The sequence below is a fragment of the Citrobacter sp. wls827 genome (genome assembly GCF_005280875.1).
In the GTDB taxonomy this organism is placed as follows: domain Bacteria; phylum Pseudomonadota; class Gammaproteobacteria; order Enterobacterales; family Enterobacteriaceae; genus Citrobacter; species Citrobacter youngae.
This window is the reverse complement of the sequence record NZ_SZWR01000017.1, coordinates 80,914-103,240: the sequence shown is the minus strand read 5'-3', so window position 1 is coordinate 103,240 and position 22,327 is coordinate 80,914. Positions and strand designations below refer to the sequence as shown.

Sequence of the window (22,327 nt, the reverse complement as noted above, 5' to 3'; positions counted from 1 at the left end):
AACCAGGGCGCGGTAACCCGCGCCGTGATTTTGAACTGCAGGAAGCGACGATTACTGATTCACGCTACCTTGATGGTCTGAGTATTGTGGTAGAAGCGCCAGAAGCAGGATCACTCAATATCGGTACTCCGGTTCTGTTCAGAGGTATTGAAGTGGGGACCGTCACGGGTCTGACGCTGGGTTCACTGTCCGATCGCGTGATGGTAGCCATGCGCATCAGTCAGCGCTACCAGCACCTGGTGCGCAATAACTCCGTGTTCTGGCTGGCATCTGGATACAATCTCGATTTCGGCCTCACCGGCGGCGTCGTGAAGACAGGTACCTTCAATCAATTCATTCGCGGTGGTATCGCGTTTGCCACCCCACCAGGTACGCCACTGGCACCGAAAGCGCAGGCGGGTAAACACTTCCTGCTACTGGAGAGTGAGCCGAAAGAATGGCGTCAGTGGGGAACCGCCCTGCCACGCTAATCTTTTCCCTGCTCCGGCGTACTCGCGCCGGAGCGGTTAGCCTCGTCATACTTCAAGTAGGCGCGTAGTTGTCCTGCAACTCGAATTATTGAGGGTATATGCTACACTGCGCACCTGTTTTTTTGCCGGTGGTACCAAGTGGCTTATTTTCCTGACGCCTTTCTGACACAAATGCGTGAAGCAATGCCTTCCACGCTCTCTTTTGAAGATTTTCTCGCAGCCTGCCAGCGTCCATTACGCCGCAGTATCCGCATCAATACGCTGAAAATCTCCGTTGCTGATTTTCTCGACTTAACCGCGCCTTATGACTGGTCACTCACTCCGGTTCCCTGGTGTGCTGAAGGCTTTTGGATTGAGCGCAACGATGAAGAGTCTGTACCGCTCGGCAGTACTGCTGAGCATTTAAGCGGTCTGTTTTATATTCAGGAAGCCAGCTCAATGCTGCCAGTCGCCGCGTTGTTTGCCGAAGGTAATACCCCGCAACGTGTCATGGATGTTGCGGCTGCCCCCGGTTCTAAAACCACGCAAATTGCCGCAAAAATGAATAATCAGGGCGCGATTCTGGCGAATGAGTTTTCCGCCAGTCGCGTCAAAGTTCTGCATGCCAATATCAGCCGTTGCGGGATAGCCAATGTCGCGCTCACCCATTTTGACGGCCGGGTATTTGGCGCAGCGTTGCCTGAATCCTTCGATGCCATTTTGCTGGACGCCCCATGTTCCGGCGAAGGCGTGATGCGTAAAGACCCCGATGCGCTAAAAAACTGGTCGCCAGAAAGTAATCTGGAAATAGCCGCAACTCAGCGCGAACTGCTCGACAGCGCCTTTCACGCTCTGCGCCCCGGCGGCACGTTGGTTTACTCGACCTGTACGCTTAACCGTGACGAAAATGAAAACGTCATGCAGTGGTTGATTGAGACTTACCCGGACGCCGTCGAGTTTCTTCCTCTGGGTGATTTATTTCCGGAGGCCGGACGCGCCCTGACACCTGAGGGATTCCTGCACGTGTTCCCACAAATTTATGACTGTGAAGGATTCTTTGTCGCGCGTTTGCGAAAAACAGCCCCTATCCCTGCACTGCCTGCGCCGAAATATAAGGTGGGAAATTTCCCCTTCAGCCCGCTGAAAAGCCGGGAAGCCGCACAAATCACCCAGGCTGCTACCGCCTGTGGATTGCAATGGCAAGACAATCTGCGCCTTTGGCAGCGTGATAAAGAAATTTGGTTATTCCCGACAGACATTGAACCGCTGATTGGTAAAGTCCGCTTTTCCCGCCTCGGGATTAAACTCGCTGAAACCCACAATAAGGGTTACCGCTGGCAGCATGAGGCAGTTATCGCCCTTGCTAACCCAGAACATCACAATGCGTTTGAACTGACGCTTGAAGAAGCGGAAGAGTGGTATCGCGGCAGAGATGTCTACCCACAAACCTCACCAACAACCGACGATGTACTCGTCACGTTCCAGCGTCAGCCGATTGGACTGGCAAAACGTATTGGATCACGGTTAAAGAACAGCTATCCACGCGATCTTGTCCGGGATGGAAAACTCTTTACAGGATAACGCACGTTTTTACTGGCGCTTTTGCCCACGTTGACTACGCTGAAAAATGGGCGGCTTAACTGGTCGTACCACAACCCGCAAATCAACGGAGAGCACGATGATGAAAACCAGTGTGCGCATTGGCGCTTTTGAAATCGACGACGCCGAGTTACATGGCGAATCGCCGGGGGACCGAACGTTAACCATTCCTTGTAAATCCGATCCGGATTTATGTATGCAACTGGACGCCTGGGATGCCGACACCAGCGTCCCGGCCCTTCTCAATGGAGAACATTCCGTTCTATTCCGCGAGCACTACGATCGTAAGTCAGATGCCTGGGTCATGCGCTTTGCCTGATTCAAAAAGAACCCGTCGCCAGACGGGTTATTTATTGGCGTTAAAACAATTGAATCTAAGTACGCAGGCGGAGAAGAAAGCGATGGTTCCCCCCGCAGCCAGCACGCTATAAGCGAGTTCCCAGCTTTGCGTTGAATCCATCACCACACCAAATGTTAAAGGCGCAAGAGACCCCACGCCAAATCCAAGCAGCGACCGCAATCCCATCACACTTCCCAGCTTTGCCTGAGGCACATTATCGGCAATCGCGGCAGATAAGACGCCTGAATCACCAAGAATGAAGAAACTCCCCATAAACGCGAACAATAATGTCCACCCCGCCCCCCAGGAAACCGATAATCCCATCAGGAGTGAACTCAACGCACCGGCAGCGCCCATAAAAATCAACACCGATGCGCGATTAAAATAATCGGAGATTGCCCCTACAATCAGCGTCGAGAACATCCCCGATAAATGTACAGCACAGGCGACGATCAACCCGGTGGCCATCGGCTCCATCTGCCAGGCTTGCAGCGCATTCGTCACCAGGCTGGGGGTCCATGCCCAGCTCCCCAGTAACTCCCAGCAATGCGCAATATAACCTACCATCAGCAGTATTGCGCCGACCGACAGAACATGGCTCTTTGCCGATCCCCCCTGCTTCTGCGTCCTGTACATGTCTTCCTGATAGCCGGATAACGCCACTGAACCGGATACCGCGCCAACCAATGCGCCAGCGGCACATAAAGAGAACGCAAAGGAAGCTCCCCAGCGCAATGCTCCCCAGGCGGAGATAAATACAGACAGCAGGTAGCCAAACGAACCTGCGGCCAGGATCATCCCAACGGCAAGTCCACGTTTGGGCACGCTGTTCATGCCCATAGCCAACATCATCGCTGGCGTGTAGGCCCCACCCTGGGTCAATCCGACAAAGGCCATCATGACCAGAGCGGAGGAATAAGAGCGGGCAAAACAGGCAAAAAGCAATAAAGCGAGCACACCGAACCACGAGAAAATGAGATACACCTTGCGAGCCCCCAGATAGTCGCACAGCCAGGAGGCAGCAAATAAGGCGCAGGCGTTTGAAATACTAAATACCGTCTGTATTGTTCCCGCAGCGGCGGCGTCTATATGCCACTCTTCACGTATTACCGGAAGTGCACCAGCAAAAGCCATTGTCCCCAGGCATGTCCCCGCCCGTCCAAGGCAAAACAAATTGAATGCTTTCACTAAAATTGCCTTCAGAAAAAGTGAATATCGATAATGAACCAGAGCGTTACCGGCCATGTTATGAGCAAGGGGAAGACGCTGACAAACGATCTTTATTGCGTCAATTGGTTGAGTTAGACTCAACCAATGACTCGATTACTCTCGCTCCCCCATTTGCCGGCATTCGAAGCTGCTGCGCGTAAAAGCAGCTTCAGTGCGGCAGCTGATGAACTGTTTATCACCACAGGAGCAGTCAGCCGACATATCCGCGCACTGGAAGCACAACTGGGCGTACAACTGTTTTATCGTGCACACAAATCTGTCAGGCTGACGAGTGCCGGCAAGACCTTTTCCCGCGTCGCAACACGGTTACTCGATGAACTTGCGCAGGCAGAAAAAGAGGTCAGCGCTAACACCTTTTCGGGAAGGTTAACCATCCAGTGCCTGCCCACATTCGCCATGCACTGGCTAATGCCAAGACTGGCTGAGCTGAATGAAATCCACCCTGAACTCACCGTCGATGTCACCACCAGCATTGGTCCCGTTAGCTTCGCTTCTCCCTTTGATGTCGCGATTCGCCGGGATCCGGCACATTTTTCCGGGCTTAAACCTGTTCCATTTCTTCGGGAATCAAGCCTGCTGGTTTGTAGCCAGCAGTACCTGCACAGCCGACCTCTGGTCTCGCCAGATCAACTGGACGATCATATAAAAATTCAAATTCGTGCGCGTAACGATCTCTGGAAACGCTGGCATAGCCATTTCCCAAATGATCATCAAGAAAGTAACCAGATTATCACGCTGGATCATACATTTGCGGCAATGCAGGCGGCTGAAGATGGCTTGGGTTTGGCCGTAATGCCCTATTTATTCTGTGAAAAACACCTGAAAACAGGAAGGCTGGTTGCGCCATTTGGCGATTTGACTATCGATACCGGAACCTATTCTCTGCTGTGGAATGACAGGCAAGATGGGGCCGTAAGAAAATTTACCCACTGGTTGCAATCTTTCGAACTGCCCGGTGAAACGTACCTGCCCTTCACGAATGAGTACACAGTGACGCGTTAACTTATTTCTCCCCGCCCCATTAACTGCAATTTCTTCTACACTATTGATACGGCAATACAATTTGAGGATGGAATGTTCACGCTGATTCTTTTTGTTTGCTACCTGGATGGCGGTTGTGAAGATATCGTGGTTGATGTCTACAATACAGAACGGCAGTGCTTAATTTCGATGGACGATCAGCGCATTCGCAACGGCGGATGCTTGCCGGCCGAAGACTATATCGACAGCTTCTGGCGTCCTGCTCAGGAATATAGTGATTTCTAATTATTGTAACTGCACCAACGTTAGCTCACCGCCAAATACCGCGCCGGTATCAATATAGTGCAGATTATCGCGATCAAGCCGATGGCGCAGGGGAGTATGGCCAAACCAAAAGTGATCTGCGCCATGAATTCCACTGCCTTTATTCATTAATCGCGCGCGATCCCACAACACCCGTTGCAAATCGACCTCTTTTCGCCACAGATAAATATCATCCGGGTAATCGGCATGGGCAATCACGTGTACGCCATTCTGACAATGCAGTTCCAGAATCCACGGTAATTGCTGACAGGCTTCAAGAGCAAATCTTGCCGCGGGTTGTGCTGCCTGCGCAAACCACGAGCCCCCATTCATAAACCACAGCTGCAGATCCCCCGTTACCAGCGCATCCAACGCCATCTGCTCGTGATTCCCCCTGACCGCTATCATCCAGTTTCGGCGAAGCAACTGTAGACAGCGCAGACTATCAGGCCCACGATCGGTAACATCGCCGACAGAAACCAATAGATCGCGCCACGGATCAAACCGACACTGGCGCAATTTATCCATCAGCATAGAAAAACAGCCGTGAAGATCTCCCACGACCCAGATGTGACGCCAGTTTGTTCCTTCGACCTTCTGGTAGACGTTGTCAGACAGCCCCATATGACCTTCTGCATTCTTGTTTCACTCACCATTAAGTTTAGCAATAACAGCAACAGGCACCGTACCGTAGGGTTTTCGCAGCAAATGTTCAATTATTTATATGTAGTTGGGCATTCAGCATTTTCCCTCTGGAAGTAACAACAACCAGCGGTGTCGGTTTTAGTTCATAGCAGTCCAATATTCGCGAAAGAAGGTCACGCGGTATATTTGAAGAATCCATAGCCTTCATTACAAATGTTTTTCTATTAATAGTACGGAGAAGCAAGCTATCAAAAACAACTTGTTTATATTCGTTGAACTCATAATATCGTTTTGCTTTACAAAAAGCTTTAGCCAATGCTTCCCATATTTGTATTTCTTTTTCTGAATTATGATCTTTCATAAATCCATCATACCACCTCGAAATATCATTAGGAAATACATCAGCAAAAACAAGCATTAATATCTCAACCCTATTTCTCTGATCAGCGGTTAATGTTGAATTGTAGCTATCTTGCTCAAGAAGGTCTTTAATCGACAGAATAAATCCCGAGCGATGATATTCTTCAATTTCAATAACTGTGTCTTCCTTTTTTTCTGAAATAACTGGATTGGTATAGTTTAAACCCAGATGTTCATTGATTTTATTACATTCATCCAAAACGACCTTACTGCAAATTTCTATGGGCAGTTCAAAAAATTCCCTGCGGCGATTGACCCGATAAGGTTTAAGACGCGCGTGGACGTTCTTCTCTGCCTCCTGATAGTTACCTACCTGACAGGCCATCACGACATCAAAGGGCAACGGTACGCCTGTCATCCCGTTAAATAACTGCTTAGCCCTCTGTTCTGGCATGTTCTTTGTGAAACCTATTTTGAAGAGGCTTTTCTGAAAGGCTTCATTCTTCAAAATGTAGACATAGCCACTTGAATCATTCATACATTCGTTCCATTTAATCTAATTCCATAACTAAAAGTTAAACGTGCACCCTTTAAATTCACTCCCTGAGTTTCTCACACTAAACTTTTCCAGAATTGATAGAATTATTAATGTGTTAAGATGCTATCTTAACTGATAAAACACTACCAATGTTATATTTTCTCTTTATCCGATAAGTCCGTGTGCCGGGACGCGAGTTGTAAGTAAAGGCACCGATACCCAGAAAAAAGGACCGAAAAGTACTTGGATGTGTGAAAGAAAATGTTTAGATTGTAGTAACAGCTTACGGAAACCGAAGAGGGTCTTTCGTGTATTTCGGGGCTATGTCCTATAACTAGCTGGTTTATAAGGGACATAAAAAGAGACCGAATACGATTCCTGTTTACAACTAAAAACGTAATAACATATAAAATTCAATAAGTTAAAACCAAAAACTCACTAAAAATGACATCCTAATACTTACTATCCCACCCATTCAAGATCAATCATTTGCCATTGGTTTCGTGGTGTCGACGGGAAAAATTCGGGATCAAAACACCAGCATAGAAAATTACATAGCACTCTGTGACGCGTGCTGTTGGGAATGTGAAAAATCAGGGTTCCAAACAAATACAGCCAATATGGTTACATCGCCGGGCCGTCATCAAACTCCGCATTCCTGGAATCATTAATGATGTACGTAATGATCCCGAATATAGAGGTGCAGAACTATAACCATCATCATCTACTGGTAGTGCTTCCCTTCTTCCGTTCTCCAGTTTTATCAGGTGGGGCTGAGGGTGAGTCCGATATCGCTTTATCCTGAATTCCCCGTCTATCGCGCATATCGGCAGCGAGCCATCACAAGCAGTAAGTGGCGCATTCACAACAAGCAGCGCCCCTTGAAGTATTCCCTCCCTGAAATGTGAACGCGATGCCCGCATGAAATAAGTCGCTGCGGGGGTGTCTGATTAGCTGCTGATCGAGGGAGATTCGTGTTTCAACATAATCTGCCGCAGGTAAAGGGAATCCCATTAGAATACCCTCCCCATATTACGCAGGATCCAGTAACGGTTATCACTGTTGTCTGTGGTCTTATCGGCAAAATCTGGCTGGTATCGCTCTATTCAGAAGTTAGCATCGGATCGAGTAAAATGCCAGTGCACTTTCGCTAACTCTCGGATGAAGTCGTCTGTGCGTAAGAACTTATACCCTTTCTGGTTTTGCTGTATTGTGGACGCAAATGCAGCGTTAATATCTGAACGGCGTGGCATAATCTGCACCAATATCTACTGCTGAACGCTTCATGAGAAGCTGTCATAGGTGATCACAGCAAAGCCTTGCAAACCGATGCAACGCTTTGTGTGTCCAGCTTTTGTCCCACACAAAGACAAGTTTTATTCATTAAAGTAACTCATCAAAACTACATGAGTGGCTGAATGAATATAAAACTCATGCTAGAATTGCTGAACTTCACATGATTTTTATGCACACATATCCAGAGCAATGTTACATGATAAATAAAAGTGTCAATAAAATTGAATTCATACAAGCGCTGAGGGGAATAGCTGCTCTATGTGTTGTTCTTTACCATGGCAGTTACTGGACTGGAAAGTTGGCTGAGACAACAAAAGAAATATTTTTTGCTGCTGGATATTTTGGTGTATCACTTTTCTTTGTTATTAGTGGATTTATCATGGTGATAACAACTAAAAAATCCGATGGTTCGTTATCATACGTTAAAACATTCATGATAAAGAGATTCATGAGGATATGGCCTGCATACCTTATAGCAACGATAGTATCATTCCTACTGCTAGCTGGTCCGTCATGGTTTGCTAATTTGGATAATTTAATTTATCTAGCAAGAAGCATGCTCTTTATTCCAAGTGGGAATGCCCCTGCGCCAACATTCGGAACTCCTGTGTTGTCTGTTGGATGGACATTGACATACGAAATGATATTCTATATTTTCTTTGCCATATCAATGCTTGCTGGGAAGCTTAGATGGTTGGCTTTTTATTCTTGCACGGCACTATTTTTAATTGGAATTCCTACATATATTAGTGGGAATTTTAGCACAAGTCCAACATTTGATTATGGATTCAGAAGCATTCTTCTTGGATTAGTTACATCGCCGATTATATGGATGTTTGTATCTGGTGCTGTTATCGGACAGATATATACATCAAGAATAATAATAAAAAATGAAACATTTTGTTGGATGATGGTCTTATTTTCAACAGCACTGACAATTGCGCAATATGTTTCTGGTTCAAAAATAGGCCATGGTATATTCGAATGGGGAATATCTATAGTACCATTGATGCTATGTCTGACTCTTGCCAGTAAAACAATACATATAAAGATACCGAGACCTTTAGTGTATTTGGGCGATATATCATTCTCGCTATATCTTATGCACGTTCTAATGCAGGGGGTTACTTTGCATTTCTTGGTTTATGTTGGGCTTAATGGGTTCGGTAAGGGGATCTCAAGCCTCATAATGACTACATTAATGTCAATAATAGCTGCAAGTTTGTTCCATAAATACATTGAGTCCTTCTTCTCATCAAGATTTCCAAAATGGATTTTTGGTAAGATCAAGATGGAAGTAAAAGCCGCAGATTCTTCAGCGGCTTCTCCTGTTGTGAAACCTACACATCCGGAGTTTTAGGCCATTCTATATCTGGTGCTGTTGATTTATCTATTCTCATCAGCAGCACCCGGTATTTTTTCCACTCAGCCAGTGCGGTAGTTTCTTCTTCCGTCGCCATTCCTGTATCAACCGCATCCTGTAGTGGTCCAACACGCGCTGCCGCTTCTGACAACAGCGACTGTTTTTTGGATTCAGCAAACCACCGCAGCTCTTCTTCAGTTAATTCCGGGACGTAATCTGCGGATGGGATGATCACCGGCATCCCATCACTTCCCGGTCTGATTACGCCGCCTACGTTCTGGGCGGTAATTAACTCAGTTCGGAGCGACTCAGCAATTTTGACCGCGTCTGCGGGAAGAGTCTGGTTATCATCATAAAAACCGTTCTGGCTGGCACTGTAAAAAACTTTCATATTTATCTTCCTTCTGCGTTCCAGTGAAATCCAATGGCAGCAGCCACAGGGGTTGATCCTGCATTTGCCCCCGCCAGATATAAACGCACTCCGGTTGTTGTAGCGGTTCCTACAACCCCGCCGTCTCTTTCAACACTTCGCCGATGGGCGCGGGAGGGGCGTATTTACCCTGTCCCGGAACTTCACGGCAAAGAGTATAAGGTTCAGCCAGATGCTATCTATGTGGATCCGAGCAAAAAAAACCTTCGTCCCAAAGCAAAACATTTAGCGCTGCCAACTGGCGGTACTCTACTGGAGAGACTGACTCATGGCGAAAAGGCCAGTTCGTTACGACACTAACCTGCCCCGTAACCTGACCTATCGTAAAAGAGACAGACTTTATAGCTGGCGAAACCCGATTACCGGTCAAGAATTATCTCTTGGCCGGATCGACAGAAAGGACGCCATTTCTCAGGCTATTGAAGCCAATAACTACATCGAACAGAATTACCTTCCATCAACGCTGCTGGACCGCATAAAGGAAACACCAACATTTACGGTGAAAGCTTGGATCGAGCGCTACGAAGTAATTCTTGAACGAAGAAAATTGAAGCCCAACACGATGAAGGTCAGGCGTAACCAGATCGCCACTATCAGTGATGAATTCGGACGTATGCCGCTATCGGCGGTCAGCACGATGGACGTTTCTACTTTCCTTGAGAGTTACATAGTCTGTGATAAGAAGAGCATGGCCTCCGGACTACGTTCGGTATTGTTGGATATTTTCAGGGAAGCAATTGTTGAGGGGCATATTGAAATAAACCCTGCAGAGCCGACAAGAACGTCGACGCCCAAAGTGAAGCGTGAGCGTCTTTTGCTTGAACTGTTCGAGATAATAAGGGATGCCGCAACCGCCCATTCCGAATGGGCTGCAAATGCATGTGACCTGGCACTTGTCACCGGGCAGAGAAGAGAGGACGTATCGTTGTTCAGATTCAGCGATATCAGGGAGGAAAGATTGTTTGTCACGCAGGAAAAGACAGGTCACAAATTGGCGTTGCCACTTGATTTGCGACTGGACTCTGCTGATTTGGTATTGCAGGATGTTATCGACCGTTGTCGTAAAAATAACCCGTCAGACTTCATGCTGTATTCAGCGGTGAGACGTGGCGGCAGGAAGCCAGGTCCGTTAACCCCGGACGGTATCACTCAAGCGTTTTCCGATATCAGGGATTCTACAGAGTTAAAGTTTGGCCCCAACCCTCCCCCGTTCCATGAAATAAGGAGCTTGGCGAGCAGACTTTATGAAAGAGAACGTGGAGAGGATTTCGTACAGAGACTGCTGGGGCATAAAAATTTAACAATGACCCAAAAATACCTGGACGCACGCGGTGCAGAATATGTTATGGTTTAGACAGGATATGGAAATTTCGAGTAATTTTCGTGGGATTTCGTGAAAACACAGAAAAAACCCAACGAAAACAAGCACATAAAAAGAGACCGAATACGATTCCTGTATTCGGTCCAGGGAAATGGCTCTTGGGAGAGAGCCGTGCGCTAAAAGTTGGCATTAATGCAGGCTAAGTTACCCTGCCATTTAAGAATAGATGACAGCGCCAGGTTTTCCAGTCCGCGACTAAAGTGGTCTGAAAAAAAGGGAGATTGTCACTCGCTACAATGTAAAAACCGCAAGTTCTCCTGTGAGATCCTTGCGGTTTTTTATTGGAAATCAGAGCACTACATCTGACAATTAACAGAGTTTTTCTGCGCGCTCGATAAACGGAGCAAGGCTCATTTTTTCGCCAGGTTTAGTCGGATCGTCAATCTGGATAACGTCGATCGGTTTTGCCGTGGTTTTACCGCTCTCAACCTGCTGTCTGGCAACATCATTCAGCGGGTATTGCACCAGCGTGCTGGGATTGATGACATACAGCGCGTTGCCCGGACGGCAGGTCAGCATCACCTCTTCACGATTAAACGCCCATTTATCTTTGCCAACCTCAAAACGGCTGACGGTAATGACCTGCGGCGCAGCCAGTGCCACTCCCGAACTTGCCAGTAGCAATAAAGAGATAATAATTTTTTTCATACGTTTTGCCAGTCCATCAGAACGGTTCGAGGGTTGCAAACAGGCTGACAATTGCCAGCACAACAGCGCCTATACCCCATTCCAGCTTCGTCATCCAAATAAAATAGAGGGTCATGCAGCGGTTATCCTGCTGCATACGTGGAACAAGAACATACCGATTCACCAGCGCAATCGCCACCATTAGCATGACCAGGGCACATTTTAACAACAGCAGTCTCCCATAAGCCGCATGCCAGGGAACAGAAAAACCGACAATAAACAGCGCATTCATGATGCCGGTAAGCAACACGCCAATCACAAAAAGATGCCCATAGCGGGAGAAGCGCATCATGGTACTGATGGCTTGATCGCGCCAGCGTCCTTGCGCCATTCTCATACAGTAGAGCACCGGCAGCAAGCCGCCAAACCACGCTGCAGCGCATATCAGATGCAGCGCATGGTTAATCTGATGAAGTGTGCCAGTTACGCTATCGTGCAATGTCGCATGCCCAACGCCCGCCAGCAGAATAAACTGCGCAATCGTCAGCATTAGCAGTCGTCGCGGCATACTACGCGGTACGATAATAGTCACCGCCAGAGTGACCAGCGCAAGGATAATTTGCCACAGCCAGACGCCCCCGAATTGTGTTTGCAGGACAGCTCCCCAAACGGTGATGGAGAGGACATCCTGCCAACCCGCGCCCATTAATCCCCCCTGAACCGCCAGCATCAGCGTCGCGCTGATAAAGCTCCACGTTGCGGCATGCCGTTGCAGATGCAAGAAACGACGCATCATCAAACGACGAACCGAAACGGGAGCCAGCCATGCGCCGTAAAGCGCACAACCAAACACCAGCATCAAAGTGGTAAAATGGATAAAACGCAGTACAACCCAGGTAAACGCCAACATCGGTTATTTCACGCTAAAGCTATATTGTCCTTTCGTCTTGTGCCCATCCACGGAAACAACGTGCCAGTCGACCGTATATTTTCCTGCTTCAAGTGTTTGATCAAGCGGAACAATCAGCTGTGTTTTGTCCTGCTCACTGCGTGACGCCTTGCCCGTTTTGATCTGTTCTTTGTTTGGACCTGTCAGCGTTGCGCCGCTGAATCCCGGCTCTACGCCTTCAGAAAAATTCAGCGTCAACGCCTGAGGAGATGCCGCAACCTCGGCATTAGCCGCCGGGCTTTGTTTTGTGAGGTGGGCATGCGCCAGGGCGGCGGGCGTTGCCAGCACGCTGGCGAGTACGATGAGAGCGCTGCGAAGCATAGATGCAGATGAAGCCATTTCAACTATTCCTTTTTGTTATGTCTAATCTATAGAGAATAACCTTCTACAATGATCGAGTCGAGAATCATCATTTCAGGCTTGCCATTAATGCGCACTCTTAGTAACTTTTGCGCGCTAATGGAGAGATGAGGGAAAAACGTATGAATATTAATCTGGCCAAACTTGAGCAAGCAGAAATGGATAAGGTTAACGTCGATCTCGCTGCGGCAGGTGTCGCATTTAAAGAGCGCTACAACATGCCTGTCGTTGCTGAAGTAGTCGAGCGTGAACAGCCTGCACATTTACGCGACTGGTTCCGTGAACGCCTGATCGCGCACCGTTTAGCTTCTGTTTCCCTGTCACGTTTACCTTACGAGCCTAAAGTTAAATAAACCTTATATTAAGTTACAATTCCTTACATGATGCCTGCTACAGTATAAGTACATTCTTAATCTACTATTTAAGGATGGTTGTAGACACTATGAAAAGGAAATCATTATGTCACACTGGAAAATTGCTGCAGCGCAGTACGAACCACTTCAACGATCATTAAGCGAACACGTCGCCCATCATTTGCAGTTCATTCAGGCAGCGGCTAAATGCCAATGCGAATTGTTGGTTTTTCCATCATTGTCCCTGTTGGGATGTGTGGACGAAGACGACGCTCTCCCAGCCCCACCTGATGAAGAGTTATTGCAACCCCTCGCCCACGCTGCGGCCACGTATCGTATGACCATCATTGCCGGGTTGTCGGTAGAGCATCACGATCGCTTTGTGAAAGGAATAGCGCTTTTCTCTCCCTGGATGACCTCGCCGTTAATGTTTCATCAAAGCCATGGCGCCTGTATCGCCAGGCAACAAAATGCCATCAGCGTAGTCGACAGTCAGCCGGAAGGTATTGATATCGACCCGACATTTTCGCTGTTCACAACCTGTCAGTCCGTCAGCGAACCAGAACTGCTCTCTTCCGCTTCGCGCCTGCAAAGTTTTTCACATAAATTCGCCATTGCGGTGCTGATGGCCAATGCACGTGGAAGCAGCGCGTTGTGGGATGAAGGTGGTCGGTTAATTGTACGCGCCGACAGCGGTTCGTTACTGTTAACCGGACAACGCACGCCACGGGGTTGGCAAGGTGATATCATTCCATTACGCTAGTCGTTTTGGTCTGGAGCCCGGCATGTTGCGCATAATAGATACAGAAACCTGTGGTCTGCAGGGAGGCATTGTTGAGATTGCGTCTGTCGATGTCGTTGACGGAACGATCGTCAATCCCATGAGCCATCTGGTGCGTCCTGACCGTCCCATCAGTCCACAAGCCATGGCTATCCATCACATCACTGAAGCGATGGTAGCGGATAAACCGTGGATTGAAGATGTCATCCCGCACTATTACGGCAGCGAGTGGTACGTGGCGCATAACGCCAGTTTTGATCGGCGTGTGCTGCCCGAAATGCCAGGAGAATGGATTTGCACCATGAAGCTTTCCCGCCGTCTGTGGCCGGGGATCAAATACAGCAATATGGCGCTCTATAAATCCCGCAAGCTGAGCGTCCAGACGCCGTCTGGTCTGCACCACCACCGCGCGCTTTATGACTGCTACATCACAGCGGCACTGCTGATCGACATTATGAAGACGTCCGGCTGGACCCCGGAGCAAATGGCCGATGTCACCGGTCGTCCTGCGTTGCTAACCACATTTACCTTCGGAAAATACCGCGGGAAACCGGTATCTGAAGTCGCTGAACGCGATCCGGGCTATTTGCGCTGGCTGTTTAACAACCTTGACAATATGAGCCCGGAATTGCGCCTAACGCTGAAACACTATCTGGATAACGCCTGAGTTTACGCTTGTCCAGGCAGTGTGCCCTGCGCCAGCCCAATCAAAAACGCGTATTCCAGGGCCACACCTTCGTAAGATTTATAACGTCCGGATTTACCGCCGTGCCCGGAATCCATATCCGTGCAGAGTAACAGCAGATGGTCGTCCGTTTTCAGCTCACGCAGTTTTGCCACCCACTTTGCCGGTTCCCAGTATTGCACCTGGGAGTCGTGCAAGCCCGTTGTCACCAGCAGATGCGGATAAGCCTGCGCGGTAACATTGTCATACGGACTGTAGCTTTTCATGTAGGTGTAATACTCTTCCTCCTGCGGATTACCCCACTCTTCAAACTCACCGGTCGTCAGTGGAATTGACTCATCCAGCATTGTGGTCAGCACATCGACAAATGGCACCTGTGCAATGACGCCATGAAACAGTTCGGGGCGCTCATTGATGGCAACACCCATTAACATTCCTCCGGCGCTTCCTCCCATGCCATAACATAGCGAAGGCGCGCCATAGCCCATTTTTAGCAGTGCATCGCAGACGTCGAGATAATCATTGAAGGTATTTTTCTTATGCAGAAACTTACCGTCTTCGTACCACTGTTGCCCTAACTCACCGCCGCCACGGACATGGGCAATGGCATAAACAAAGCCGCGATCCAGCAGGCTCAAGCGGCTGCTGCTGAAATCGGCGTCCATGCTGGCGCCATACGAGCCATAGCCGTAAACCAGTAACGGATTTTTTCCTTTCAGGAAGTACTTTTGATGGTAAACCAGCGAAACCGGAACCTCGGTACCATCCCGCGCGGTGATCCATACGTGTTCGCTGCGGTAGTTCGCCGCATCAAATCCGGGAACCTCCGTCTGCTTGAGCACGCGACGCTCTCCGGTGTCCATATCCAGTTCAAACAGCGTATCCGGGGTGGTCATGGAGGAATAGCCATAACGCAGGCGCGAGGTCTCCGGCTCAGGGTTATAGGCAAGCCATGTCACATACGCCGGATCGTCAAAGGCGATACCGACCACTTCGCGCGTTTTACGATTGATCTGACGCAGACTGGTTAAGCCCCGCTGGCGCTCTTCCACCACCAGCCAGTCTGTGAACAGCGTAAAGCCCTCCAGCATGACGCTGTCGCGCGGTGGGATCAGCGTCTCCCAGGCTTGTTCATCACGCATCCGGGTACGGTACAGGCCGAAATTTTTCCCCTGACGGTTGGAGCGCAGATAAAAATTGTGCTGATAGTGATCGAGACTGTATTCGTGGTCTTTGCGTCGCGCTAAAAAGACCAGTGGCTCTGCATCAGCCAGTTCTGCATCAATGAGCAGAACCTCACTGGTGGTTGCACTCGCAATATGAATAACAACATAGTGCTGTGAGGTGGTTTTATGCAGACTGACATAAAACATATCATCGGCTTCTCCATATACCAGCTCATCCAGTGATGATGGCGAGCCTACGGTATGCCGCCAGACCTGATACGGCAGCAATGTGGTTTCATGCTTGCGGACATAATAGAAAGTCTGCGAGTCGTTGGCCCAGACTAATTCCGGCTCGACGTTTTCAAGTACCTCCGGGTACCAGTTACCCGTTTGTAAGTTGCGAAAACGCACGCCATATTGCCGGCGGGACAGATAATCCTCAGCCAGCGCCATAATGGTGTTATCCGGGGATATCGCCAGTCCTCCCAGCGTATAAAACTCACTGTGGGCCGCGCGCTGGTTACCATCCAACAAGGTGTCCCATTCATCCCACTCTTCACTGAAGGCAGACTGACGTTGATAAATGGCATATTCGCACCCCGGTTCATAGAGATGGCGATAGCGGTACCCATTTTTCACATACGGTGCAGACACATCCTGAGGGGGAATACGGTCGATAATCTCTTTCAGAACACGCTCCTGCAAAGCTTGCTGCGAAGCCATCACCTGGCGGCCATATGCATTTTCTTGTTGCAGGTAATTCAGTACTTCTGGTTGCGAGCGGGTGTCATCTCGCAACCAGTAATAATTATCAACGCGGGTGTCGCCATGCTGCGTCATGGCGTGGGGAATACGAGGAGCTTTAGGTAGCATGTCATTGTTCTTTTGCTTAATCATCCTATAAGGGTGGCAAAAGTCAGCAATGATGCAAGCGAAACATGCGCCTTGGCGGTAACTATTTAACCCGGCAGGGCCTGTTTTTGTTCCTTAAGATCCTGCTCAATCCCTTCACGAACATCCTGCGGGATCTTCAACGCATCACCCAATGCATTCAGATAACTGCGTTCCATAAAGTGGTCGATATCAATCGCCGCACAGCTCAGGAAGTAAATTTCCAGCGCTTCTTCTTCGTTACGGATCCCCTGAGCCAGACGCTGAGGATCGAGTGGTTGTTCAATCGCACGTTCAATCAGAACGCGGCCCTGCTCTTCCACGCCCGCTTCACGGAGCTGCTGCTCAATAGCGCTACGTTCTTTGGCATCAATATGGCCATCGCTTTTCGCCGCAAAAACCAGCGCCAGAATCAGGCGTTCGGTTCGCTCATCCAGCGGTGAGCTTTGTGCACCAAACTGCGGCTCATCCTGATGCGCTGCGCGAACTTTATCCTTGTACTTGTTCCATAACACAGTCCCGGCAACCGCACCGCCGCCCACCAGAAGCGCGCTGGTGCCGTATTTACTCAGTAATTTACGAGAAGATTTGTTGGCAACCAGTAATCCTGCCAGACCGCCTAACGCGCCTGGAACGAGAAGTTTACTCAGCCCTTGCTCGCCAGAAGATGACGCGGAGGAACCCTTTTGCCCAAGAAGAGATTGTAGTTGATTTAGCCAGTTAGCCATTTTGCCCCTCAAGTACAGACGAATAATCATCAAAGCGTACCCGAGGGGATGTCAGGAAGTGTTCAGGTCATCAAAAGATGTGCAAATACCTCCGTTACTGCGGCTGATACTCCGCTGTTCCGGCTTTGCAGTCGACTTTTACCTGATAGTGAATATCCGCACTTTTACCGCGAACAGTCAGGGGGACAGACCATTTACCGTCTTTGCCCGTAATATCGGGCGTGTTTACCCAGGCGACAGGATCGGCTTGCCCGACGCGCTTTTGATCGTCAGCCCAGCGCGCGATGCGATTTTGTTGATAATCACGTTTCACGCTCGCCGCAATACCGTTAGCGTCCAGTCCCTCACACTTGGGGAACTGGACGTTTTTGCTTTCCATATTTGCCGCAAATACAGATACGCTGGCAGACAGCAGCAGCAGGCTCAATAACGTTCTTTTTTTATACATTCTTTTCTCCTTAATCTCCCCTTCGTCATTCAGATTGCCTGTAGCAACGGGAAATAACGTCAGGGATTGCACAATGATTCAGGGAAAAGCATGGTACAAAATATCAGGAGCGCAAGTCGCTTCAGGCCGCCTGGGTATCATCCTCAGCGTGCGCGTCGTTGTCGACCACCTGTGGAGAAGGCAGCTTGCCGTTTTTGAGGATGGCGCTTAGCACATCTTTTTGCTCAGCCAGCCACAGGGAAAGCGCTTCGCGCTGCTCGTCTTCAAGCGCTACCGGCGATTGCTCCAGCCATGTATCGAGCAAATCCGCTGTATCCAGCATTTTGTCATACGCATCGGCTTCCTTTTTGCTGGTAAACGACATTTTTTCCTCACCTTCCCGAATGACTACGTATTTAACTTCAACCGCCATTTTGCAGCCTCTTAAATTAACTGTATTTATGTACAGTATATTCTTTTTAAGCCCTGAAATCAACCTGGTAATAAAGACAGACGCAAACGTTTTCGTATATACTGCGCCCAGATAAAACAGGGGATTAATTTATGACGTTATTAGGCACAGCGCTGCGTCCAGCAGCAACGCGAGTGATGTTATTAGGTTCGGGAGAACTGGGTAAAGAAGTGGCAATTGAATGTCAACGCCTGGGTGTGGAAGTCATTGCCGTGGATCGTTACCCCGACGCGCCAGCCATGCACGTTGCCCATCGCTCATACGTTATCAACATGCTGGATGGCGAAGCATTACGCCAGCTCGTCGAGCGTGAAAAACCACATTATATCGTGCCGGAAATTGAGGCGATCGCCACGGATATGCTGGTAAAACTGGAGCAGGAAGGCCAGCGTGTTGTGCCATGTGCAAGAGCAACGCAACTGACCATGAACCGGGAAGGAATCCGTCGCCTCGCCGCCGAAGAATTGTCTCTACCGACCTCTTCTTACCGCTTTGCTGACAGTGAAGTCCGCTTTCGCGAAGCCGTCGCTGAAATCGGCTATCCCTGCATCGTGAAACCGGTAATGAGTTCGTCCGGTAAAGGACAAAGCTTTATCCGTTCAGCCGATCAGCTCGCTGCAGCCTGGGACTATGCTCAACAGGGCGGTCGGGCTGGTGCCGGACGCGTTATCGTCGAAGGCGTAGTGAATTTTGATTTTGAAATCACACTGCTTACCGTCAGCGCCATTGACGGCGTACATTTTTGCGCACCGGTTGGACATCGCCAGGAAGACGGCGACTATCGTGAATCCTGGCAGCCGCAGCAGATGAGTGAACTGGCACTGGCGCGCGCGCAGGAGATTGCCCGTAAGGTGGTGCTGGCGCTGGGAGGCCACGGACTGTTTGGGGTCGAACTGTTTGTCTGCGGTGATGAAGTGATTTTCAGCGAAGTCTCCCCTCGCCCTCACGACACGGGTATGGTGACGCTGATTTCTCAGGATCTGTCCGAGTTTGCCCTGCACGTGCGTGCATTCCTTGGTCTTCCCGTTGGCGCAATCCGCCAGTATGGGCCGTCAGCATCAGCGGTGATCCTGCCGAAGCTAAGCAGCCAAAACGTTACCTTTGATAATGTGGATGCTGCCGTTGGCGCGGGTTTGCAGATACGTCTGTTTGGTAAACCCGAAATCGACGGTACGCGTCGTTTAGGGGTCGTACTGGCAACTGCAGAAAGTGTTGAAGAAGCTGTTGATCGCGCAAAAAACGCGGCTTCACAGGTAAAAGTGACAGGTTAAAACCGGAGCCGTAGACCGGATGAGGCAGTAAAACCCCATCCGGCAAAGCCCGATATCGGCGCTAACGCCTCTTATCGGGCCTTCGGTTTACACGTTGATAGCTTACTGCTTCGCGCCTTCAACCGCTTCGCGAGCCAGTTTGGTGATACGATCGTAATCACCCGCTTCCAGCGCATCCGCCGGAACCAGCCAGGAACCGCCGATGCACAGCACGCTTTTCAGTGCCAGGTAGTCGCGGTAATTCGCTGGAGAGATACCACCGGTTGGGCAGAAACGGACCTGTGAGAACGGACCCGCAATCGCCTGCAGCGCTTTCGTACCACCGTTAGCTTCCGCAGGGAAGAATTTGAACTCTTTCAAACCGTAGTCCATACCCAGCATCAGTTCAGAAACGGTGCTGATACCCGGGATCAACGGAATAGTGCCTTCAGTTGCGGCTTTCAGCAGCGGCTCGGTCAGACCCGGGCTGATGGCGAACTGTGCACCCGCTTCGGTGACTTCAGCCAGCTGTTGTGGATTCAGTACGGTACCCGCACCAACGATAGCATCCGGAACTTCTTTGGCGATCGCGCGAATGGCATCCATCGCACATGCGGTACGTAACGTCACTTCCAGAACGCGCACGCCCCCTGCAACTAACGCTTTTGCCATCGGCACAGCGTGTTCCAGTTTGTTAACCACAATAACCGGTACAACCGGGCCAGTGGTCAGGATTGCTTCTGCACTTGTCTTCCAGTTTTTCATCAGAGTTTTCTCTCGCCTGATTACAAATTAAGTCTTAAAAAGTGATACAGGTTGCGCCCTGCTCCGCACCGGACAGCTTTTCACGCAACGCGCTGAACATTTCACGCCCGGTACCCACGCGCGAAGCGCTAAGGTCAGGGATGTGAGGCTGACGGGAAGCAAGTTCCTCTTCATCAACCAGCAGCGTTAATTCACCTGTCTGTCCATTCACACGAATGATGTCGCCATCGCGCACTTTCGCCAGCAGCCCGCCATCGTAAGCTTCTGGAGTTACATGGATTGCTGAAGGCACTTTACCTGAAGCACCTGAAAGTCGTCCATCGGTAACTAACGCAATTTTGAAACAACGGTCCAATAATACACCAAGTGGCGGCATGAGTTTATGTAATTCTGGCATTCCGTTCGCTTTTGGTCCCTGATGGCGCACAACGACCACACAATCCCGGTCAAGCAGACCCGCTTCAAACGCCGGTAACACATCATGTTGACTTTCGAAGACCACGGCAGGCGCTTCAATCACCTGATTTTCAACTGGAACAGCTGAGGTTTTCATCACCGCACGCCCCAGGTTACCACTCAGTACTTTAGTGCCGCCGTGATGGGAGAATGGCTGATCAAATGCGGCAATCACATTGCTGTCCAGTGATTTTTCCGCACCTTCGCGCCAGTCCAGTTCACCATTGTTGAGCCACGGCTCCAGGGTGTAGCGCGATAAACCGAATCCAGCGACAGTGTTCACATCTTCATGTAACAGACCCGCATTCAGCAGTTCACGCATTAACACCGGCACACCGCCAGCAGCCTGGAAATGGTTAATGTCTGCCGGGCCATTCGGGTACAGACGCGCCATCAGCGGCACGATATCGGATAGATCGGAGAAGTCGTCCCAGTTAATCAGAATACCGGCTGCACGCGCCATGGCTACCAGGTGCATCGTATGGTTGGTTGAACCGCCGGTCGCCAGCAGTGCCACAATACCGTTCACAACCACTTTTTCATCGATCATTTTCCCGATCGGCATCCACTCATTACCGTTACCGGTCAGACGTGTTACCTGACGGGCCGCCGCTGCGGTCAATGCTTCACGCAGTGGTGCATCCGGGTGAACAAAAGAGGAGCCTGGCAACTGCATGCCCATGAACTCCACTACCATCTGGTTGGTGTTAGCGGTGCCGTAGAACGTACAGGTACCCGGCGCATGATAAGACGCAGCCTCGGATTCGAGCAGTGCCATACGATCCACTTTGCCTTCGGCATACAGTTGACGAATACGCACTTTCTCTTTGTTCGCCAGACCACTCGTCATCGGGCCTGAAGGGATGAAGATTGAAGGCAGATGACCGAAGGAAAGCGCCGCCATGACCAGGCCCGGGACAATCTTGTCACATACACCGAGGAACAACGCACCGTCGAACATATTGTGTGAGAGCCCCACAGCCGCTGACATCGCAATGACTTCACGACTTAGCAGAGAAAGCTCCATACCGTCCTGGCCCTGGGTCACACCGTCGCACATCGCAGGTACGCCACCAGCAACCTGGCCCACCGCATTGGCTTCATGTAGTGCTTTGCGAATGATGGCCGGATAGTGTTCATACGGCTGGTGTGCGGAAAGCATGTCGTTATAGGAGGTAATGATCGCGATATTGTTACGCAACATGCTTTTGAGCGATGCTTTATCCTCCGGCTGACAGGCGGCAAAACCATGCGCCAGATTGCCGCATGCCAGCTGTGAGCGATGGACGGTAGTCGTTTTAGCCTGTTCGATTCGAGCGAGGTAGGCGGAACGCGTGTCCTGGGAACGTTCGACGATACGTTGTGTTACGCGTAACAAATTCGGATTCATAGAGGCTCCTAAAATTTATCTGTCAGAGCGGTTGGGTAAACAATGTATTCAGCATTACTAAATATAGCTGAATCGCTTGTTAGCCGTAGCTCAGGGGCAAAATCGTTTCAGG

At 49.8% G+C, this 22,327-nt stretch carries 24 protein-coding genes and 2 pseudogenes; 12 read left to right on the top strand and 14 right to left on the bottom strand.

Annotated elements, in window-relative coordinates:
• The 3 genes from FDX03_RS23285 to FDX03_RS11000 all read left to right on the top strand — a co-directional run.
• On the top strand, positions 1-470 hold a 470-nt coding region (locus FDX03_RS23285; protein ID WP_249357041.1), incomplete at its 5' end, for an MlaD family protein.
• A 138-nt stretch (positions 471-608) separates the two neighbouring features.
• A complete protein-coding gene (rsmF, locus tag FDX03_RS11005; RefSeq protein ID WP_283204885.1) occupies positions 609-2,030 on the top strand; it encodes a 16S rRNA (cytosine(1407)-C(5))-methyltransferase RsmF in 1,422 nt (473 codons plus the stop codon).
• Positions 2,031-2,130: 100 nt separating this feature from the next.
• Positions 2,131-2,367 (top strand): YebV family protein, encoded by a 237-nt coding sequence (locus FDX03_RS11000; RefSeq protein WP_101742234.1) that lies wholly within the window; start codon positions 2,131-2,133, stop codon positions 2,365-2,367.
• Positions 2,368-2,394: 27 nt separating this feature from the next.
• Here the strand turns inward: FDX03_RS11000 and FDX03_RS10995 are convergent, their stop codons facing one another.
• Complete coding sequence (locus FDX03_RS10995; protein ID WP_082759583.1) at positions 2,395-3,633, bottom strand: MFS transporter; 1,239 nt, start codon at positions 3,631-3,633, stop codon at positions 2,395-2,397.
• A 69-nt stretch (positions 3,634-3,702) separates the two neighbouring features.
• Here FDX03_RS10995 and FDX03_RS10990 point away from each other — a divergent pair, with 69 nt between their 5' ends.
• Together FDX03_RS10990 and FDX03_RS10985 are read left to right on the top strand one after the other, a co-directional pair.
• On the top strand, positions 3,703-4,620 hold the full coding sequence (locus FDX03_RS10990; RefSeq protein ID WP_137345924.1) for a LysR substrate-binding domain-containing protein: 918 nt from the start codon (positions 3,703-3,705) through the stop codon (positions 4,618-4,620).
• A gap of 72 nt (positions 4,621-4,692) precedes the next feature.
• Positions 4,693-4,884, top strand: a complete 192-nt coding sequence (locus FDX03_RS10985) for a YebW family protein (RefSeq protein ID WP_048211387.1) — start codon at positions 4,693-4,695, stop codon at positions 4,882-4,884.
• Here the strand turns inward: FDX03_RS10985 and pphA are convergent, their stop codons facing one another.
• The 3 genes and pseudogenes from pphA to FDX03_RS10970 form a co-directional block, all read right to left on the bottom strand.
• The gene (pphA, locus tag FDX03_RS10980; protein WP_101742231.1) at positions 4,885-5,526 is read right to left on the bottom strand and encodes a protein-serine/threonine phosphatase; all 642 of its coding nucleotides are present in this window, start codon (positions 5,524-5,526) and stop codon (positions 4,885-4,887) included.
• A gap of 88 nt (positions 5,527-5,614) precedes the next feature.
• The gene (locus FDX03_RS10975; RefSeq protein WP_137345923.1) at positions 5,615-6,445 is read right to left on the bottom strand and encodes a GIY-YIG nuclease family protein; all 831 of its coding nucleotides are present in this window, start codon (positions 6,443-6,445) and stop codon (positions 5,615-5,617) included.
• Between the two features lie 624 nt (positions 6,446-7,069).
• Positions 7,070-7,488, bottom strand: a pseudogene (locus tag FDX03_RS10970) (S24 family peptidase).
• A 449-nt stretch (positions 7,489-7,937) separates the two neighbouring features.
• Between FDX03_RS10970 and FDX03_RS10960 the strand changes: the two are divergent.
• A complete protein-coding gene (locus FDX03_RS10960; RefSeq protein WP_170973094.1) occupies positions 7,938-9,101 on the top strand; it encodes an acyltransferase in 1,164 nt (387 codons plus the stop codon).
• On the opposite strand, the gene FDX03_RS10955 is transcribed toward FDX03_RS10960, so the two are convergent.
• A complete protein-coding gene (locus tag FDX03_RS10955) occupies positions 9,082-9,495 on the bottom strand; it encodes a tail fiber assembly protein (RefSeq protein ID WP_137345921.1) in 414 nt (137 codons plus the stop codon). The genes FDX03_RS10960 and FDX03_RS10955 overlap by 20 nt on opposite strands.
• 117 nt (positions 9,496-9,612) lie before the next feature.
• On the opposite strand from FDX03_RS10955, the pseudogene FDX03_RS10950 reads away from it, so the two are divergent.
• Together FDX03_RS10950 and FDX03_RS10945 are read left to right on the top strand one after the other, a co-directional pair.
• Positions 9,613-9,834: pseudogene (locus FDX03_RS10950) on the top strand (excisionase); the annotation flags it as partial.
• Positions 9,803-10,888, top strand: coding sequence for a tyrosine-type recombinase/integrase (locus FDX03_RS10945; protein WP_137345920.1), 1,086 nt, complete (start codon positions 9,803-9,805; stop codon positions 10,886-10,888). The pseudogene FDX03_RS10950 and the gene FDX03_RS10945, both read left to right, overlap by 32 nt.
• Positions 10,889-11,224: 336 nt before the next feature.
• Here the strand turns inward: FDX03_RS10945 and FDX03_RS10940 are convergent, their stop codons facing one another.
• The 3 genes from FDX03_RS10940 to yobA are packed head-to-tail and all read right to left on the bottom strand — an operon-like array spanning position 11,225 to position 12,830.
• Positions 11,225-11,563 carry a YebY family protein gene (locus FDX03_RS10940; protein ID WP_137345919.1) on the bottom strand — a complete coding sequence of 113 codons (339 nt, stop codon included), beginning with the start codon at positions 11,561-11,563 and terminating at the stop codon, positions 11,225-11,227.
• Between the two features lie 16 nt (positions 11,564-11,579).
• Positions 11,580-12,452: a copper homeostasis membrane protein CopD gene (gene copD, locus FDX03_RS10935; RefSeq protein WP_137345918.1), complete on the bottom strand. Its 873-nt coding sequence runs from the start codon at positions 12,450-12,452 to the stop codon at positions 11,580-11,582.
• A gap of 3 nt (positions 12,453-12,455) precedes the next feature.
• Positions 12,456-12,830 (bottom strand): CopC domain-containing protein YobA, encoded by a 375-nt coding sequence (gene yobA, locus FDX03_RS10930; protein ID WP_101742227.1) that lies wholly within the window; start codon positions 12,828-12,830, stop codon positions 12,456-12,458.
• 143 nt (positions 12,831-12,973) lie between these two features.
• On the opposite strand from yobA, the gene FDX03_RS10925 reads away from it, so the two are divergent.
• From FDX03_RS10925 to exoX, 3 genes are all read left to right on the top strand, one after another.
• A complete protein-coding gene (locus tag FDX03_RS10925) occupies positions 12,974-13,204 on the top strand; it encodes a DNA polymerase III subunit theta (protein WP_005120732.1) in 231 nt (76 codons plus the stop codon).
• Positions 13,205-13,310: 106 nt separating this feature from the next.
• The gene (locus FDX03_RS10920; RefSeq protein ID WP_061068070.1) at positions 13,311-13,967 is read left to right on the top strand and encodes a carbon-nitrogen hydrolase family protein; all 657 of its coding nucleotides are present in this window, start codon (positions 13,311-13,313) and stop codon (positions 13,965-13,967) included.
• Between the two features lie 22 nt (positions 13,968-13,989).
• Positions 13,990-14,652 (top strand): exodeoxyribonuclease X, encoded by a 663-nt coding sequence (exoX, locus tag FDX03_RS10915; protein ID WP_137345917.1) that lies wholly within the window; start codon positions 13,990-13,992, stop codon positions 14,650-14,652.
• A 2-nt stretch (positions 14,653-14,654) separates the two neighbouring features.
• On the opposite strand, the gene ptrB is transcribed toward exoX, so the two are convergent.
• From ptrB to yebG, 4 genes are all read right to left on the bottom strand, one after another.
• On the bottom strand, positions 14,655-16,709 hold the full coding sequence (ptrB, locus tag FDX03_RS10910) for an oligopeptidase B (RefSeq protein WP_170973093.1): 2,055 nt from the start codon (positions 16,707-16,709) through the stop codon (positions 14,655-14,657).
• 86 nt (positions 16,710-16,795) lie between these two features.
• The gene (locus FDX03_RS10905; protein ID WP_061068073.1) at positions 16,796-17,455 is read right to left on the bottom strand and encodes a tellurite resistance TerB family protein; all 660 of its coding nucleotides are present in this window, start codon (positions 17,453-17,455) and stop codon (positions 16,796-16,798) included.
• Between the two features lie 94 nt (positions 17,456-17,549).
• A complete protein-coding gene (gene yebF, locus FDX03_RS10900) occupies positions 17,550-17,903 on the bottom strand; it encodes a protein YebF (protein ID WP_003034909.1) in 354 nt (117 codons plus the stop codon).
• Positions 17,904-18,024: 121 nt separating this feature from the next.
• On the bottom strand, positions 18,025-18,315 hold the full coding sequence (yebG, locus tag FDX03_RS10895) for a DNA damage-inducible protein YebG (protein WP_048211378.1): 291 nt from the start codon (positions 18,313-18,315) through the stop codon (positions 18,025-18,027).
• A 131-nt stretch (positions 18,316-18,446) separates the two neighbouring features.
• On the opposite strand from yebG, the gene purT reads away from it, so the two are divergent.
• Entirely contained in the window at positions 18,447-19,625 is a 1,179-nt protein-coding gene (gene purT / locus FDX03_RS10890; RefSeq protein WP_048211377.1) for a formate-dependent phosphoribosylglycinamide formyltransferase, read from the top strand.
• A gap of 102 nt (positions 19,626-19,727) precedes the next feature.
• Here purT and kdgA read toward each other — a convergent pair whose 3' ends face one another.
• Both kdgA and edd read right to left on the bottom strand, forming a co-directional pair.
• On the bottom strand, positions 19,728-20,369 hold the full coding sequence (kdgA, locus tag FDX03_RS10885; RefSeq protein WP_003034901.1) for a bifunctional 4-hydroxy-2-oxoglutarate aldolase/2-dehydro-3-deoxy-phosphogluconate aldolase: 642 nt from the start codon (positions 20,367-20,369) through the stop codon (positions 19,728-19,730).
• 34 nt (positions 20,370-20,403) lie between these two features.
• Positions 20,404-22,215 carry a phosphogluconate dehydratase gene (gene edd, locus FDX03_RS10880; RefSeq protein WP_137345915.1) on the bottom strand — a complete coding sequence of 604 codons (1,812 nt, stop codon included), beginning with the start codon at positions 22,213-22,215 and terminating at the stop codon, positions 20,404-20,406.
• Positions 22,216-22,327 lie beyond the last annotated feature (112 nt).

Coding starts and splice junctions, on each gene's coding strand:
- ptrB (WP_170973093.1), bottom strand. CDS start 16,709: ATGCTACCTAAAGCTCCTCGTATTCCCCACGCCATGACGCAGCATGGC.
- FDX03_RS10990 (WP_137345924.1), top strand. CDS start 3,703: ATGACTCGATTACTCTCGCTCCCCCATTTGCCGGCATTCGAAGCTGCT.
- FDX03_RS10995 (WP_082759583.1), bottom strand. CDS start 3,633: ATGGCCGGTAACGCTCTGGTTCATTATCGATATTCACTTTTTCTGAAG.
- pphA (WP_101742231.1), bottom strand. CDS start 5,526: ATGGGGCTGTCTGACAACGTCTACCAGAAGGTCGAAGGAACAAACTGG.
- FDX03_RS10975 (WP_137345923.1), bottom strand. CDS start 6,445: ATGAATGATTCAAGTGGCTATGTCTACATTTTGAAGAATGAAGCCTTT.
- FDX03_RS10960 (WP_170973094.1), top strand. CDS start 7,938: ATGATAAATAAAAGTGTCAATAAAATTGAATTCATACAAGCGCTGAGG.
- kdgA (WP_003034901.1), bottom strand. CDS start 20,369: ATGAAAAACTGGAAGACAAGTGCAGAAGCAATCCTGACCACTGGCCCG.
- FDX03_RS10945 (WP_137345920.1), top strand. CDS start 9,803: ATGGCGAAAAGGCCAGTTCGTTACGACACTAACCTGCCCCGTAACCTG.
- FDX03_RS10920 (WP_061068070.1), top strand. CDS start 13,311: ATGTCACACTGGAAAATTGCTGCAGCGCAGTACGAACCACTTCAACGA.
- FDX03_RS11000 (WP_101742234.1), top strand. CDS start 2,131: ATGAAAACCAGTGTGCGCATTGGCGCTTTTGAAATCGACGACGCCGAG.
- yebF (WP_003034909.1), bottom strand. CDS start 17,903: ATGTATAAAAAAAGAACGTTATTGAGCCTGCTGCTGCTGTCTGCCAGC.
- FDX03_RS10985 (WP_048211387.1), top strand. CDS start 4,693: ATGTTCACGCTGATTCTTTTTGTTTGCTACCTGGATGGCGGTTGTGAA.
- FDX03_RS10905 (WP_061068073.1), bottom strand. CDS start 17,455: ATGGCTAACTGGCTAAATCAACTACAATCTCTTCTTGGGCAAAAGGGT.
- FDX03_RS10955 (WP_137345921.1), bottom strand. CDS start 9,495: ATGAAAGTTTTTTACAGTGCCAGCCAGAACGGTTTTTATGATGATAAC.
- copD (WP_137345918.1), bottom strand. CDS start 12,452: ATGTTGGCGTTTACCTGGGTTGTACTGCGTTTTATCCATTTTACCACT.
- exoX (WP_137345917.1), top strand. CDS start 13,990: ATGTTGCGCATAATAGATACAGAAACCTGTGGTCTGCAGGGAGGCATT.
- purT (WP_048211377.1), top strand. CDS start 18,447: ATGACGTTATTAGGCACAGCGCTGCGTCCAGCAGCAACGCGAGTGATG.
- yobA (WP_101742227.1), bottom strand. CDS start 12,830: ATGGCTTCATCTGCATCTATGCTTCGCAGCGCTCTCATCGTACTCGCC.
- FDX03_RS10940 (WP_137345919.1), bottom strand. CDS start 11,563: ATGAAAAAAATTATTATCTCTTTATTGCTACTGGCAAGTTCGGGAGTG.
- yebG (WP_048211378.1), bottom strand. CDS start 18,315: ATGGCGGTTGAAGTTAAATACGTAGTCATTCGGGAAGGTGAGGAAAAA.
- edd (WP_137345915.1), bottom strand. CDS start 22,215: ATGAATCCGAATTTGTTACGCGTAACACAACGTATCGTCGAACGTTCC.
- FDX03_RS10925 (WP_005120732.1), top strand. CDS start 12,974: ATGAATATTAATCTGGCCAAACTTGAGCAAGCAGAAATGGATAAGGTT.